10 protein-coding genes and 1 pseudogene are annotated in these 12,940 nt (G+C 74.1%); 9 read left to right on the forward strand and 2 right to left on the reverse strand.

The annotated features are described in order from the left end of the window. The first annotated feature begins 31 nt into the window (after nucleotides 1–31). Both PSD17_RS32800 and PSD17_RS32805 read left to right on the forward strand, forming a co-directional pair. On the forward strand, nucleotides 32–1,039 hold the full coding sequence (locus PSD17_RS32800) for a dTDP-glucose 4,6-dehydratase (RefSeq protein ID WP_013674040.1): 1,008 nt from the start codon (nucleotides 32–34) through the stop codon (nucleotides 1,037–1,039). A 564-nt stretch (nucleotides 1,040–1,603) separates the two neighbouring features. Beyond that, nucleotides 1,604–2,716, forward strand: coding sequence for a hypothetical protein (locus PSD17_RS32805; protein WP_339126115.1), 1,113 nt, complete (start codon nucleotides 1,604–1,606; stop codon nucleotides 2,714–2,716). 55 nt (nucleotides 2,717–2,771) lie between these two features. Here PSD17_RS32805 and PSD17_RS32810 read toward each other — a convergent pair whose 3' ends face one another. Continuing rightward, nucleotides 2,772–4,016, reverse strand: coding sequence for a carboxylate--amine ligase (locus PSD17_RS32810; RefSeq protein ID WP_143770409.1), 1,245 nt, complete (start codon nucleotides 4,014–4,016; stop codon nucleotides 2,772–2,774). A 255-nt stretch (nucleotides 4,017–4,271) separates the two neighbouring features. Between PSD17_RS32810 and PSD17_RS32815 the strand changes: the two genes are divergently transcribed. The 3 genes from PSD17_RS32815 to PSD17_RS32825 all read left to right on the forward strand — a co-directional run bounded on the left by PSD17_RS32815 (nucleotide 4,272) and on the right by PSD17_RS32825 (nucleotide 7,326). After that, the gene (locus PSD17_RS32815; RefSeq protein ID WP_013674037.1) at nucleotides 4,272–5,447 is read left to right on the forward strand and encodes a glycosyltransferase family 4 protein; all 1,176 of its coding nucleotides are present in this window, start codon (nucleotides 4,272–4,274) and stop codon (nucleotides 5,445–5,447) included. 43 nt (nucleotides 5,448–5,490) lie between these two features. After that, on the forward strand, nucleotides 5,491–6,258 hold the full coding sequence (locus tag PSD17_RS32820) for a polysaccharide deacetylase family protein (protein ID WP_013674036.1): 768 nt from the start codon (nucleotides 5,491–5,493) through the stop codon (nucleotides 6,256–6,258). An 81-nt stretch (nucleotides 6,259–6,339) separates the two neighbouring features. Then, nucleotides 6,340–7,326, forward strand: coding sequence for a polysaccharide deacetylase family protein (locus PSD17_RS32825; RefSeq protein WP_103383843.1), 987 nt, complete (start codon nucleotides 6,340–6,342; stop codon nucleotides 7,324–7,326). Nucleotides 7,327–7,462: 136 nt separating this feature from the next. On the opposite strand, the gene PSD17_RS32830 is transcribed toward PSD17_RS32825, so the two are convergent. Beyond that, entirely contained in the window at nucleotides 7,463–8,524 is a 1,062-nt protein-coding gene (locus PSD17_RS32830; protein ID WP_339126116.1) for a GNAT family N-acetyltransferase, read from the reverse strand. An 89-nt stretch (nucleotides 8,525–8,613) separates the two neighbouring features. Between PSD17_RS32830 and PSD17_RS32835 the strand changes: the two genes are divergently transcribed. The 4 genes and pseudogenes from PSD17_RS32835 to PSD17_RS32850 form a co-directional block, all read left to right on the forward strand. Continuing rightward, nucleotides 8,614–9,999, forward strand: coding sequence for a sensor histidine kinase (locus tag PSD17_RS32835; RefSeq protein ID WP_339126117.1), 1,386 nt, complete (start codon nucleotides 8,614–8,616; stop codon nucleotides 9,997–9,999). A gap of 120 nt (nucleotides 10,000–10,119) precedes the next feature. Next, nucleotides 10,120–10,812 carry a response regulator transcription factor gene (locus PSD17_RS32840; RefSeq protein WP_339126118.1) on the forward strand — a complete coding sequence of 231 codons (693 nt, stop codon included), beginning with the start codon at nucleotides 10,120–10,122 and terminating at the stop codon, nucleotides 10,810–10,812. A 125-nt stretch (nucleotides 10,813–10,937) separates the two neighbouring features. Then, the gene (locus tag PSD17_RS32845; RefSeq protein WP_339126119.1) at nucleotides 10,938–12,170 is read left to right on the forward strand and encodes an ATP-grasp domain-containing protein; all 1,233 of its coding nucleotides are present in this window, start codon (nucleotides 10,938–10,940) and stop codon (nucleotides 12,168–12,170) included. A 226-nt stretch (nucleotides 12,171–12,396) separates the two neighbouring features. Beyond that, nucleotides 12,397–12,940 (forward strand): annotated as a pseudogene (locus PSD17_RS32850) (hypothetical protein); the annotation flags it as partial.

Consider the following 12,940-nt stretch of genomic DNA (forward strand, 5'->3'; position numbering starts at 1 on the left):
GCACGTCGTTCTGAGAGGACACGGAAGGTACATGGGCACCTACACCAACAAGCGCCTGCTGGTCACCGGTGGTGCCGGCTTCATCGGCTCCGAGCTGGTGCGCCAGCTCGTCGAGGACGGCGCCCACGTCACGGTGCTGGACAACCTCACGGCCGGGCACCGGCGCAACCTCGAGGCGTTGCCGGCGGACGGCTACCGGCTGGTGGTCGCCGACATCCGCGACCTCGAGCGGGTCGACGCGCTGATGCCGGGTATCGACGCCGTCTTCCACCTCGCGTGCCGGGGCGTGCGGCACTCGATCCACTCCCCCGTCGAGAACCACGGCGTGAACGCGACCGGCACCCTCGGGCTGCTGAAGTCGGCGCGGGCGGCCGACGTCCCCCGCTTCGTCTACGTGTCGACGTCGGAGGTCTACGGCTCGGCCCCGCAGGTGCCGATGTCGGAGGACAACCTGGCGCTGCCGACGACGGTGTACGGGGCGTCCAAGCTCGCCGGCGAGTGCTACACCCGCGCGTTCCACCGCACCTACGACTACCCGACGGTCGTCGTCCGCCCGTTCAACTCCTACGGCCCGCGCAGCCACCACGAGGGCGACAGCGGCGAGGTCATCCCCAAGTTCATGCTGCGCAGCATGGCGGGGCTGCCGATGGTCGTCTTCGGCGACGGCAGCCAGACCCGCGACTTCACGTTCGTCGCGGACACCGCGCGCGGGATCCTGGCCGCGGGTGCGAGCGACGCCGCCGTCGGCGAGACGATCAACGTCGGCAGCGGCAAGGAGATCACGGTGGCCGAGCTGGCCGCGACGGTGTCGAAGGTCGTCGGCGGCGGGGACGCGACGATCGAGCACGTCGAGCAGCGTCCCGGCGACGTGCTGCGGCTCAAGGCCGACGTCTCGCGCGCCACTGCGCTGCTCGGCTGGGCGCCCACGGTCCCACTGGCCGACGGCCTCTCCCAGCTGCGCGACTGGTACCTGCAGGGCGGCAGCTCCCCCGAGGACCTCCTGGCCGAGGAGAAGGTCAGGAACTGGGAGCTCGTCTGACCCTCCCGAACGACCTGCGCCGGCCCGGGCACCCCACGTGGGACCCGGGCCGGCCGCCGTCGGGGGCCTGCCGGCGCGCCGGGGCCCTCCCAGCGGGCGGGGCGAGCGGCCGGTGGGCGGGGCGAGCGGCCGGTGGGCGGGGCGAGCGGCCGGTGGGCGGCGATCAACGGTGCGGGCGGCCACGCGAGGACGTCCGCTCGTCCCTCCGACGCGCCCGATCAACCAATGGGCGATGGGTGGGCAACCACCCCCGACCGGTCGTCCTCGCCCCGGCTGCAAGTCGGCGACGGGATCGGTTGTCGCCCGTTCGGGTGGCATTTCCCCCGGCATACTTCTCCCCGGGAGCAGTACGGGTCCGGGGAGAAGTGAGCCGGGATCCGCGTCAGGCGCAAGGGGATGGGACCCCGCGCGCACGTACGAGCAAGCCGGACGTTGGGGCCGACGGCGAGGATTTCGGAAGGATCTCGACCCGTGACTCGACACCGTCGGTCGGCGGTTCGTTCGCGCCGACGTTCGACGGGCCGGTTGGTGCTGGCTGTCGCCGTCCCCGCTCTCGTGGCTCTGGTGGCCTCCCTGCTGCCCATCGTCCTCAACTCCCCCTCGGGCGAGGGCGCGCCGCTCGTCACGTCGCCGGACCCGGCCGCCCTCTCGATCGTCGAGAACCCGCCCGACAGCACGCCGAGCCAGCTGCCGCGGTCACTCGTCGACAACACGACGAAGACGCCCCGTTCGACGTCGGCCCCCTCGACCGGTCGCGGCGGCGGTGGTGGCGGCGGCGCCCCGGCGGCGTCCGGCGGCACGTCCGCGCTGTTCGCAGGCCCCGGCAGCCCGTGGGGTCAGCTGCTGCCCGCGGGCGCGGCCGTCGACCCGAACTCGTCGGGCTACGTCTCGTCGATGGCGAGCGAGAAGTTCCTGATGTCGTTCAAGCAGTGGACCGTCCCGATCTACTACGCCGACGCGTCGACCCCGCGCCACGACGTCCCGCTCACCGAGAACTGGGGCGCGAGCGTGCTGCGCAACGTCCCGGTCCCGCCCAACGCCAAGCCCGACCCGTCCGAGGACGCGCACCTGTCCATCGTCGACCGCTCCACCGGCTGCGTGTACGACTTCTGGGGCGCCAAGGGCGGCGGCAGCGGCCTGTCGGCGTCGTGGGGCAACGCGATCCCGACGAACAGCAACGGCATCTACCCCGGCGGCATGGGCTCGCGGGGATCGGGCTTCTCGGCCGCGGCCGGCGTGATCACGGCCGACGAGCTGCGCCGCGGCGTCATCAACCACGCGCTGGTCTTCGCCTACCCGAACACGAAGTCGGGCGGGCCCGTCGCGCCGGCCACCAAGAGCGACGGCCGGACCGGCGGTGGCAACGCACTGCCGGAGGGCGCCCGGGTGCGGCTGGACCCGTCGCTGAACCTGGCGTCGCTGGGGCTCAACAAGTACGAGCTGACGATCGCCACGGCGATGCAGAAGTACGGGATGATCCTGGGCGACACCAGCGGCGGCTTCACCGTCTACGCCCAGAACCCGCAGAGCGCGCCCGGCGCGTTCACCGGACTGCTGCCCGACGACACCTGGGTCGACCTCACCAAGATCCCGACCGACCGACTGCAGGTCATGAAGCTGCCGCCACAGTCGTCGAACGACTCGCGGGTCGTCGGCAACCGCTGCAACGGCTGGTGAGGACCCGCGTGGCCGCGGGGAGTGCCCGGGTCCTCGTCGGGGGGAGCCCGGGTGCTCAGCCCTCGGCGGTGGCGGGGGCGCCCGACCCGCGGCGGGCCGGCCGGCGCAGCGCGCCCGACACCACGCAGGCCGCCCGGCCGCCGAGACGGCGCAGCTCGCTGGTGAGCGGGGTGCGGTCGGCCGTCGCCGAGAACGCCGCCATCCGGCCCGAGGCACCGCGCAGGCCCCCGACGACGGCGCGGACGTCGAGCACGCCGCGGGCCGCGGACACGGCCATCGCCCGCGGCAGCGACGTCTCGTGGATCCAGACCGCGGGCCGCGGGTCGGGCAGCTGCGGGAGGTCGAGGCCGAGCGCGTCGCGGTACTGCAGGAGCGTGAGGTTGACACCCGCGGCGGTGGCGACGTTGGACTGCAGGTTGGGCCGCCCGACGGTCGGCTCGGTGATGTAGAGCTTCCCGTCGGCGGTGCTGCGCTTGACCTCCAGCGAACCGACCCCGATGTGCCCGGCCGCGTCGAGCAGCCGGTGCGTGAGCGCGCGAAGCTCCTCGTCCTCCGCCGTCGTCGCGAGCGCGGTGCACCCCGTCCCGACGGGCCACTGCACGAGTTTGCGACCGACCTGCGAGGCGACCTCGCGGCCCCCACGGTCGCGGTAGACCAGGCAGAACCAGACGTCGCTGTCGGTGCCCGGGATCCACTGCTGCAGCACGAACCGCGGCGCCGCGTCGAAGAGCCGGAACCCGATCCGGGCGACGTCGGCCGCCGACCCGAGCCGGTAGGCCTTGTGCCGCGGGCTCACGACCTGCCACTGCGGGGTGCGTTCGAACGGCTTGATGACGGCCGGGTACGGGATGCGCGCCAGCGCGGCGGCGAGCTGCGCCTCGTCCTCGACGATCTCGGTGTGCGGCACCGGGAACCCGTGCTCGACGGCCCACGCGTGGAACGCGGTCTTGTCCAGCAGAGTGGTGACGACGTCCTTGGGCGGGAGCACGAACTCCACGAGCGGCTCGAGCTCGGTGGCGTGGTCGGCGACCAGCTCGACGACGTCGTCGCGGACGGGGATGAGCACCGTCCGCCCGTACCGCTCGACGATCCCGCGGACGGCCGCGACCCACGCCCGCGGGCAGCCGTCACCCTCGTCGACGACCTCGTGCCACAGGCCGGACCGGCACGGCGAGGCCGTCGGGTCGTTCGTCAGACCGACGAGGGTGAGGCCCTCGCCGCGCAACGCACGGGCGACACCGAGCCCCGTGGGGGACTCGGCCCCGGCGACGAGCACGACGGCGCGGTCGGGGAGCGGCATCCGGCGATTCTCGACCATCCCGCCCAACTGCGACCGGGCGGGGTCGAGGCCCGGCAGCGGTCACGCAGCGTGGCGAACCGTACGGCTCGGCTGCCGGTACGAGCAGGTCAGTGTCCCACCGGCGGCGATCCGTCCGCCGAGCGGGTGGCCACCGGGTGGCGTACGGCGACCGTCTGGTAGACCCACGTCCGAGGTACGCCCCGGCCGCCGCCGTCCGTTCCCCGGCCCCCAGCAGAGAGACGCAGCAGAGCCACCGTGAACCGCAGACGTGTCGCCTTCGTCGAGTTCCCGCCCGCGGGTGGGCTCTACCAGTTCAGCGCGCAGCTCGCCGCGGCGATGGCCGAGCGCGGCCACGAGGTCCACCTCTACACCGGGCCGCGGCCCGAGCTGGTGCCGGTGCACCCGAACCTGCGGGTCCGCCCGGTGCTGCCGACGTGGCATCCCGCCGACCCGAAGACGATCCACCCGCTGCTGCACAAGATCCGCCGGGTGCTGCGGGCCGGTCAGCTCGTCGTCGCGTGGGTGGTACTGCTGGGGTTCCTCGCGCGCGACCGGCCGGGCACCGTGATCTGGTCGAACTGGCGCTACACGGTCGACGCCCTCGGCGTGCTGGCCGTGCGCAGGCTGCTGCCGCGGGCCCGGTTGGGGCTGATCTCGCACGAGCCGGTGCTGCACAACCAGCAGAACACGACGGTCGACCGCACCGGCCGCGTCCTCGACCCGGCGCTGGCGAAGGCCTGGACGTCGATGGACGTCGTGTTCGTGCTGGGCGAGGAGCCGCGCAGGCGGGTGCTGGAGCGCTGGGCGCCGGGCTGCCCGGTCGTCGTCATCCCGCACGGCGACGAGAACGCCCTGCGCGGCGACGCAGCCGTCCCCGACGTCGCCGACACCGCGCCCAACGTCCTGTTCTTCGGCACCTGGAGCGCCTACAAGGGCATCGACGTGCTGCTCGACGCCGTGCCCGCGATCCGCGCCGCGGTGCCGGACGCGGAGATCGTGGTCGCCGGGGCGGTCTACGGCGTCGACCTGCCCGCGCTGCAGGCCCGCGCCGACGCCCTGGGCGTCCGCACGCACCCCGGCTACATCCCCTCCGAGCAGGTGCCGGAGCTCTTCGGCGCGGCGCGGGTCGTCGTGACGCCCTACAAGCGGGCCAGCCAGAGCGGCGTCGTGCACCTGGCGTACACGTTCGACCGGCCGGTCGTCGCGACCTCGGTCGGGGAGCTGCCCACGGTCGTCCAGGACGGCGAGACCGGACTACTCGTCCCGCCCGACGACGCGCCCGCGCTCGCAGCGGCCGTGGTCGAGCTGCTGACCGACGCCGAGCGGGCCCACAAGATGGGGCTGGCCGGGGCGCGCTGGCTCGCCGACGTCGCCTCGTGGACCGCGGTGGCCGAGAAGTTCGACGACGGGCTCGCGCAGGCCCGTCGGTGAGGCCCCGTCCGGCCGCGCTCGGGCCGTGTGGAATCGTCGGGTCGTGACGATCCTGTGCTATCACTCGGTCGCTCCCGGCTGGGACGACCCGGTGTCGGTCGAGCCGATCGACTTCGATGCGCAGTGCGCGGCGCTGGCCCGCAGGGGTGACGTCGTCTCCCTGACCGCGGTACAGGCGCACGTGGCCGCGCACGGCGACGCGCCCGCCGGCACCACCGTCCTGACCTTCGACGACGGTTTCGCCGACTTCGTCGACCATGCAGTGCCGATCATGTCACGGCACGGCCTGACCGCGTCGATGTACATCGTCGCCGGCTCGCTGCGGCCCGAGGGCGTGCAGGTCGACTGGATCACCGGCCTCGACGCCGCCGACGCGCCGCCACTGCTGACGGCCGACCAGATCCGCGAGCTGCACGACCGCGGCTGGCACATCGGCAGCCACACGATGGTGCACGCCGACCTGCCGACGCTCTCCGAGGCCGAGTGCCTCGCCGATCTCACCGAGAGCCGCGAGCTGCTGTCCGACCTGCTCGGCACCGCCGTGACCACGCTCGCCTACCCGTTCGGCCACCACGCCGAGCACGTCCGACGCGCCGCGCGACACGCCGGTTACGACATCGCCCTGGCGCTGCCGGACAAGCCTGAGCAGGGCGAACGCTATGCAGTTCCGAGAACGGGTGTCTACCGAGGCAACCCGATGTGGAAGTTCCGCGTCAAGAACACGGGGTTGTACGCACGCGTCCGGACGTCGTCGGCCTACCAGCACGCCACGGGTGCGGCGAGCGCACTGCGTTCCCGCATCGGCGCCTGACCGGGGAGCTCAGGCGCCGCCCACCACGCGCACCGGACCACCACCGGCGCGACTTTCCGGACAGGAAGGACGCGTTGCCGAATGTCCCGAACCGAGCAGGCCGCCCGGCTGCTTCGCCTGACCCGTCTCGACGCACTCGCCCGCCGCACCTGGAGCGGGCTGCTGATCTTCAACTACCACCGCTTCGGCCGTCCCGGCGCCCAGGACGACCCGGACCTCTACAGCGCGACGCTCGACGACTTCGCCACCCACGTCGCCGAGCTCGCCGACCGGTTCGAGATCGTGCCGGCCGGCAGCGCCGAGTGGAGCGAGGGCGGGCCCGCCCGCCGGGTCGCCATCACCGTCGACGACGGTTACCGCGACCAGCTGGGCGCCGCCGAGGTGCTCGCCGCCCAGGGCGTCGTCGGGAGCTTCTTCATCTGCACCGGCTTCGTCGACGAACCTCACCACGCATGGTGGGACGAGATCGCCTGGCTGACGGCCGACGGCCCGGTGTCGCTGCCGCCGTCGGAGTGGTTCCCCGGGGGGCTGGACCCGGTCGGGATGACGCAGACCGCGTTCCGCCGCCGCGTCAACCTCGCCTACAAGACCCGCGCGGGCGAGGCGGGCGAGAAGTTCCTCGACGACCTGGCCGAGGTCGTCGGCCGACCCCGGCTGCCCGCGGACGCCGCGGTCGACCACTGGATGAGCTGGGACGACGTCCGGAGCCTGCGCGAGATGGGGATGGAGGTCGGCGCCCACTCGGTCTCGCACCCGGTGCTCGCGACGCTCCCCCAGCAGCGTCAGCACGACGAGATCGCCGACTCGGTCGAGCGGCTGAGCAAGGAGCTCGCCGAGCCCGTCGACCTGTTCAGCTACCCGGTCGGCGCGCGCACCAGCTTCGACGACACCACCCGCGAGGTGCTCTCCGACATGGGCATCCGCCGGGCGTTCAGCTTCTACGGCGGGGTGAACGGCCGGGCCCACGAGGACATGCTCGACGTCCAGCGCGCCGGGGTGTACGCCGACCACACGACGCCCGTGGTGCGGGTCATGGCCGACCTGCCCGGCGTGCTCTGCCGCAGCTGACGCGTCGCGCCCGGCCGTCCTCCCCCCGCCACCGGCGCCCCGCCCGGGACGCAACCTCACTGCTGCGGATCGGCCTCACCCGGACCGTGAGGTTGCGCCCGGAACGCCGGGCGCAACCTCACGGCGGCGAGCAGCGTCAGGCGCGGACGGCCGAGCGGACCGTGCGCAGCGTCCGGCCGACGGGGCCGTCGTTGCGGGCGAGCGGGACGAGACCGGCGCGGACGATGCGCTTGGCCCGCCGCGGCAGCGAGGACAGCGACGCGGCGTCGAGCGAGCCGGATCGCACGACGAGCTCGCCCGTGGCGGTGGCGTCCTTGTAGTCGTGGGCACCGCGGCCGAGGTCGAGCTGACCGATGCCGCGCGCGGCCGCCGCCTCGGCGAGCGCGAGCAGCAGCAGGATGCCCGGGGAGTACCGGCCGAACTCGGGGTCGTAGGCAGGGAACCACCACGAGAGCACCGACTCCGAGTGCAGCCCCAGGTGGGCGGCGACGAGCCGGTCGCCGGCCCAGAGCGCGGAGAGCGCGCCGTGGCACTCGGCCGCCTCGGAGGCCGCGAGCGACTCCGCGAGCGCGACGATCCGCGTGTCCGCGAAGCGGTCCCACTCCCCGAGGGCGGCGTACTGCCCGGACTTCCACGCCATCAGCGACGACAGCACCGTCGGATCGGCGCTGTGCAGCTCGAACCGGACCGGACCGACCTCGCGCTCGAGCTTGCGCTGCTTGCGCCACGTCGAGGAGAGCCACTTCTTCGACCGCGCCGAGATCACGGCCAGGTACTCGTCCCAGCCCGCGGACAGGTCCAGCACGGGCGAGCGCTCGGCGTCGACCCGGTAGGCGCCCGCGGGCAGCAGCCCGTCGGCGAGGCAGTCGAAGTCCCAGCCCGCAAGGCCCTCGTGGGCGAGCAGCGCGGCCATGTCGACCCGGGCGCCCGGCGCGAGCACCGGCCCCTCGGAGTCGGCCAGCTGCCACCCGACGGGCCGCGCGGTTCGGCCGTGCCGTTCGTGGGCGAAGAACCCGGCCGTCGAGGACCCGTCCTCGATGATCGTCACACGCGTCTGCGGACGGACCGCACCGACCGCGAGCGCGAACTCCGGCGCGAGGAACGGGTTGCGCGGCAACGGCTGTGCCGCACGGACGGCGCGCAGCCGATCGAGGTCGCCGCGGTCCAGGTCGCGCGGATGGACCGTGGAGAACCGCACGTGAAGGACTCCTCGACTCGACGTCACGGGGGTGCTGCGAGTCTCGCACGCCGGGCACGCGGGCATGATGGCGCCCGGACCCCGACGCGATGACGGGACGTCGGGAGGAGGGACGGCCGGTGCGCAAGCGGATCGTGCTGCTGACCGTGGCCGCCTCGTCGGTGGCGATCCTGCTGTTCGTGCTTCCGCTGGCAATCGTCGCGCAGCGGTTCTACACCCGCATCGAGTACGCCGAGCTGGAGAGCCGCGCGCACACCGTCGTCGACCGGATCTCCGACGACGTCCGCGACCACGAGGTCCCGGCCGTCCGCCTGCTCAACGCCGGCGACGAGGACACCGGCGTCGCGCTCTACGGCCCCGACGGGGCCCGGCAGGTCGGCGACGGACCACCGAAGGGCGAGTGGCTGGTCGGCGCGACGGTCGACACCGGTGAGGTCCACGAGGGCGACGTCGACGGCGACCTCGTCGTCACGGTCCCGATCATCGACGACGGCGACGTGGTCGGTGTCGTCCGGGCGGCCACCCCCGGCGGCGACGCCGCCTCGCGGATCGCCACGCGCTGGGTCGAGATGTTCGGGCTGGCCGTGGTGGCGCTGATCGCGACGTGGGCGCTGGCCCGCTACCAGTCGCGCCGGCTGGCCGAGCCGGTCGAGGACCTCGCGCGCGCCGCGGAGCGGCTGGGCGACGGCGACTTCAGCGTCGAGGAACGCACCGTCGGGATCCCGGAGGTCGACGAGGTCCGCGCCGCGCTCAACGCCACCGCGGCCCGTCTCGACTCGCTCATCGCCCGCGAGCGGGCCTTCTCGGCGGAGGCCTCCCACCAGCTGCGCACCCCGCTCACCGGCCTGCAGCTGCGGCTGGAGGCGGCCCTGCGCACCCCCGGCAGCGACCACACCGCGGCGATCCGGGCCAGCCTCGCCGAGGTCGACCGGCTGGAGCGCACGATCTCCGACCTCCTGGCACTGGCCCGCGGCACCCGCCAGCGCGGCGTGCTCGACCTGCCCGCGCTGCTCACCGAGGTGTCGCAGGTGTGGGGTCCGCGGCTGGGCGACCAGCATCGCGAGCTGCGTTTCGCCGTCGAGCCCGGACTGCCGCCGACAGAGGCGTCCACCGCGGCGATCCGGCAGGTCTTCACGGTGCTGCTGGGCAACGCCGTCGAGCACGGCGCGGGAGCGGTCACGGTCGGCGTGCGCGACATCGGCGAGGCCGTCGCGATCGACGTGTCCGACGAGGGCAGCCTGCCCGCGGGGCCCGACCTGTTCGAGCGCCGCGAGCCCGACGCGGAGGGCCACGGCATCGGGCTCGCGTTGGCGCGCAGGCTGGTCGAGGCCGAGGGTGGCCGGCTGCAGCTCACCGGGTCCGACCCGACGACGCTCACGGTGTTCCTGCCCGCCGGGGCGCGGGCCGGCGACCCGGCCGAACCGGCCGCCACGTCCGAGGAGTCCCCGCACGGGGCGCCGCTGTCCCGGCCGTAGACCCGCGCACGGTTCCGCGCCGCCGTCGCGGCGCCCGGACGGGCGACGGCGTCGTCACCGACGGCGTCCGGGTGCCGGGCCCGCGGCCGGTGGTCCGTCGGGTGCCCTTAGGCTGGCGACGTGGCCCAATTGCTGCTCGTCGAGGACGACGCGACGATCGGGAACGTGCTGCAGGCGAGCCTCGCGTCGTCGGGTCACGACGTCACCTGGCACACCGAGGGCCGCGCCGCGATCGACTTCGCGACGACCGCCCCGGTCGACCTCGTGCTGCTCGACCTCGGCCTGCCCGACATCGACGGCATCGACGTCTGCCGCCGGGTCCGGGCCGTCCAGCCGGGCTGCGTGATCGTCATGCTGACCGCACGGCACGAGGAGATGGACGTCGTCGTCGGGCTCGAGGCGGGCGCGGACGACTACCTGGTCAAGCCGATCCGGCTGGGCGAGCTGCTGGCCCGCATCCGCGCGCACCTGCGCCGCGTGGCCACCGCGGGGTCCGACGAGTCGCAGGTGATCGGCGATCTCGTCGTCGACGCCGGGCGCCGCCGGGTGACCGTGGGTGGCGAGGAGATCACGTTGCGCACCAAGGAGTTCGACCTGCTGGCGCGGCTCGCCGCCGAGCCGGGCGTCGCGCTGAGCCGCGCGCAGCTGATGGCCGACGTGTGGGACACCAACTGGTTCGGCTCGACCAAGACGCTCGACGTGCACGTGGCGGCCCTGCGTCGCAAGCTCGAGTCGGTCGCGGTGCCCGACTCGGTGCGGATCCCCCGGATCGCGACGTTGCGCGGGTTCGGGTACCGCCTCGAGGAGGACTGAGCCGTTCGGCGGTACGTCCCGCACTCCATATCGGACGGACGGGACGTACCGGGCGGGTCAAACCCTTGCCGAGCGGAGGGCCTCGATTTGCCGACCGCTAACCGTCGGGGGCCGAGACTCGAGTCATGACCGCGACGCTCCCCGTGTCCGCCACGAACACCACCCCCGCGACCGGCTCCGCGTCGGCGCGGCGGGCGACGAGCCGGCCCTCCCGGCGGCGGCCGTACCGGGTGCTCGTGACCGGCGTCGAGCACGCGGGTGGCCTGGCGGTGCTGCGCGCGCTGGCCGCGGCGGGCTACGAGCCGTGGGCCGCGACGGAGGACGCCGCGTCGTACGGGGCGCGGTCGCGGGCCGCTCGCGGGGTGGTCACGGTCGCCGACGCGCGCCTCGAGCCCGAGCGGTTCGCCCACGACCTCGCCCTCGCCGCGGCACGCATCGACGCCGCGGCGGTGCTGCCCGGGACCGAGGCCGCGCTGATCGCGCTGGGCACCCACCGCGCGATGTTCGGCCCGGAGGTCGCGGTCGGAGCCCCCGACGTCGCCGACACCGTCGCCGCACTGGACAAGGACGGGCTCGCCGCACTGGCCGCGAAGGCCGGGTTCGAGACCCCGCGCACGACGCGACTGCACGTCTCGCAGGTCGCGGGCACCGACGTCACCTTCCCCGCCGTCGTCAAGCCGGTGCGGTCGGAGCTGGTCAGCGACGGCAAGCTCGAGCGCTTCGAGGTCGTCCGGGTCGCCGACGCCGCGGAGCTCGCCGACACGCTCGCCGCGCTGCCCGGCGGCGAGGGACTCGTCCAGCCCTACGTCACGGGCAGGCTGCGGACCGTCAACGGGGTCGCCTGGCAGGGCCGGGTCGTCACGACGGTGCACAAGGCCGCCGAGCGCACCTGGCCAGCGGACTGCGGTGTCGTGACCTGGGCCGAGACGGTGGAGCGCGACCGCGCCCTCGACGACGCCGCCCACGCGCTGATCCGCGAGCTCGGCTGGAGCGGGCTGTTCAACCTGCAGCTCATCGAGTCCGACGGGCACTTCTACCTGATCGACGTCAACCCTCGCGCCTATCACTCGCTCGGGCTGGCCGTGCACGCCGGCGCGAACCTGCCCGCGATCTGGACGGCGCTGCTGCTCGGCGAGGCCCCGCAGGTCGACGAGTACGAGCGCGGCGTGCGGTTCCGGTCCGAGGAGGACGTCCGGGCGCTGTGGGCCGCGTTCCGCTCGGGTGAGCGCGCGGCGGCGGTGCGCGGCCTGCTGCCCCGGGCCCGGACGGCGCACGCCGTGTTCTCCGCGTCCGACCCCGCGCCGATCGCCGGTGTCGTCGGGAAGGCCGTCCGCCTGGTGACCCGGCGCAACCGATAGCTCGGCACGACCCGGTGGCACGTCCCTCGTCCCGCACGCTCGTGACCGAGCGTGATCTCCGCAGGACCACATCAGTCACACTGGCCTCATAACACAACTAGGTGCACTGCGGTCCATCCGTTCACCCTTATGGTGATCTTTCTCTGACGATCAGCGCGTGTCGTGACGGAGCTGGCTAGCTTTCCGACGTCATCGCCACCCTTCGGAGAGATCGGCCAGGGACGACATGTACGCACCGCGACCATCACGGCGCCCCGCCCGGGCCGTCGGAGCCGTCCTCGTCGGCCTGGTGGCCGTCTTCGTCGCCGTCGTCCTGACCGTGGCCGCGGTGCAGGGCCCCCCTCCTCCGGGTGACGACGTCAGGTCCGCCCCGGACAGCGCCGCTTCCGGTCCCGCCGCGGTCGACCCGGCCGGCCCACCGGCCGCCGCGGACGCCGGCGCCGGCGTCGACGCGGGCGGCGCGGGGGCGGCCGTCACCCAGGCGCCGGTCGTGCCCGTGGTGCCCGTCCGGCCGGTCGCGCCCGCCAGGCCCGCGGCACCGGTGAAGCCGCACGTCGAGTTGCAGGCGGCCGACCGGCCCGCCGCGCCACCGGTCCCCCCGGCCCCGCCGAGCCCGCCGACACCGCTGCTCCCGCAGTCGCCGGCGAGCCCGGCCACGCCCCTGGTTCCGTCGACCCCCCTGATTCCCGCGACGCCCCTGGCCCCGCCCACCGCGCCCGCGGACCCGTTGCCCTCGACGCAACCCACCCCGACCGACGCGCCCGCGCACG

The sequence above is a fragment of the Pseudonocardia sp. D17 genome (genome assembly GCF_036984265.1).
In the GTDB taxonomy this organism is placed as follows: Bacteria; Actinomycetota; Actinomycetes; order Mycobacteriales; family Pseudonocardiaceae; genus Pseudonocardia; species Pseudonocardia benzenivorans.

Bases quoted from the DNA above. Each gene is read 5' to 3' on its own strand.
- PSD17_RS32800 (WP_013674040.1), top strand. From the start codon at position 32: ATGGGCACCTACACCAACAAGCGCCTGCTGGTCACCGGTGGTGCCGGC.
- PSD17_RS32810 (WP_143770409.1), bottom strand. From the start codon at position 4,016: ATGCCGCTCCCCGACCGCGCCGTCGTGCTCGTCGCCGGGGCCGAGTCC.
- PSD17_RS32825 (WP_103383843.1), top strand. From the start codon at position 6,340: ATGTCCCGAACCGAGCAGGCCGCCCGGCTGCTTCGCCTGACCCGTCTC.
- PSD17_RS32835 (WP_339126117.1), top strand. From the start codon at position 8,614: ATGACGGGACGTCGGGAGGAGGGACGGCCGGTGCGCAAGCGGATCGTG.
- PSD17_RS32845 (WP_339126119.1), top strand. From the start codon at position 10,938: ATGACCGCGACGCTCCCCGTGTCCGCCACGAACACCACCCCCGCGACC.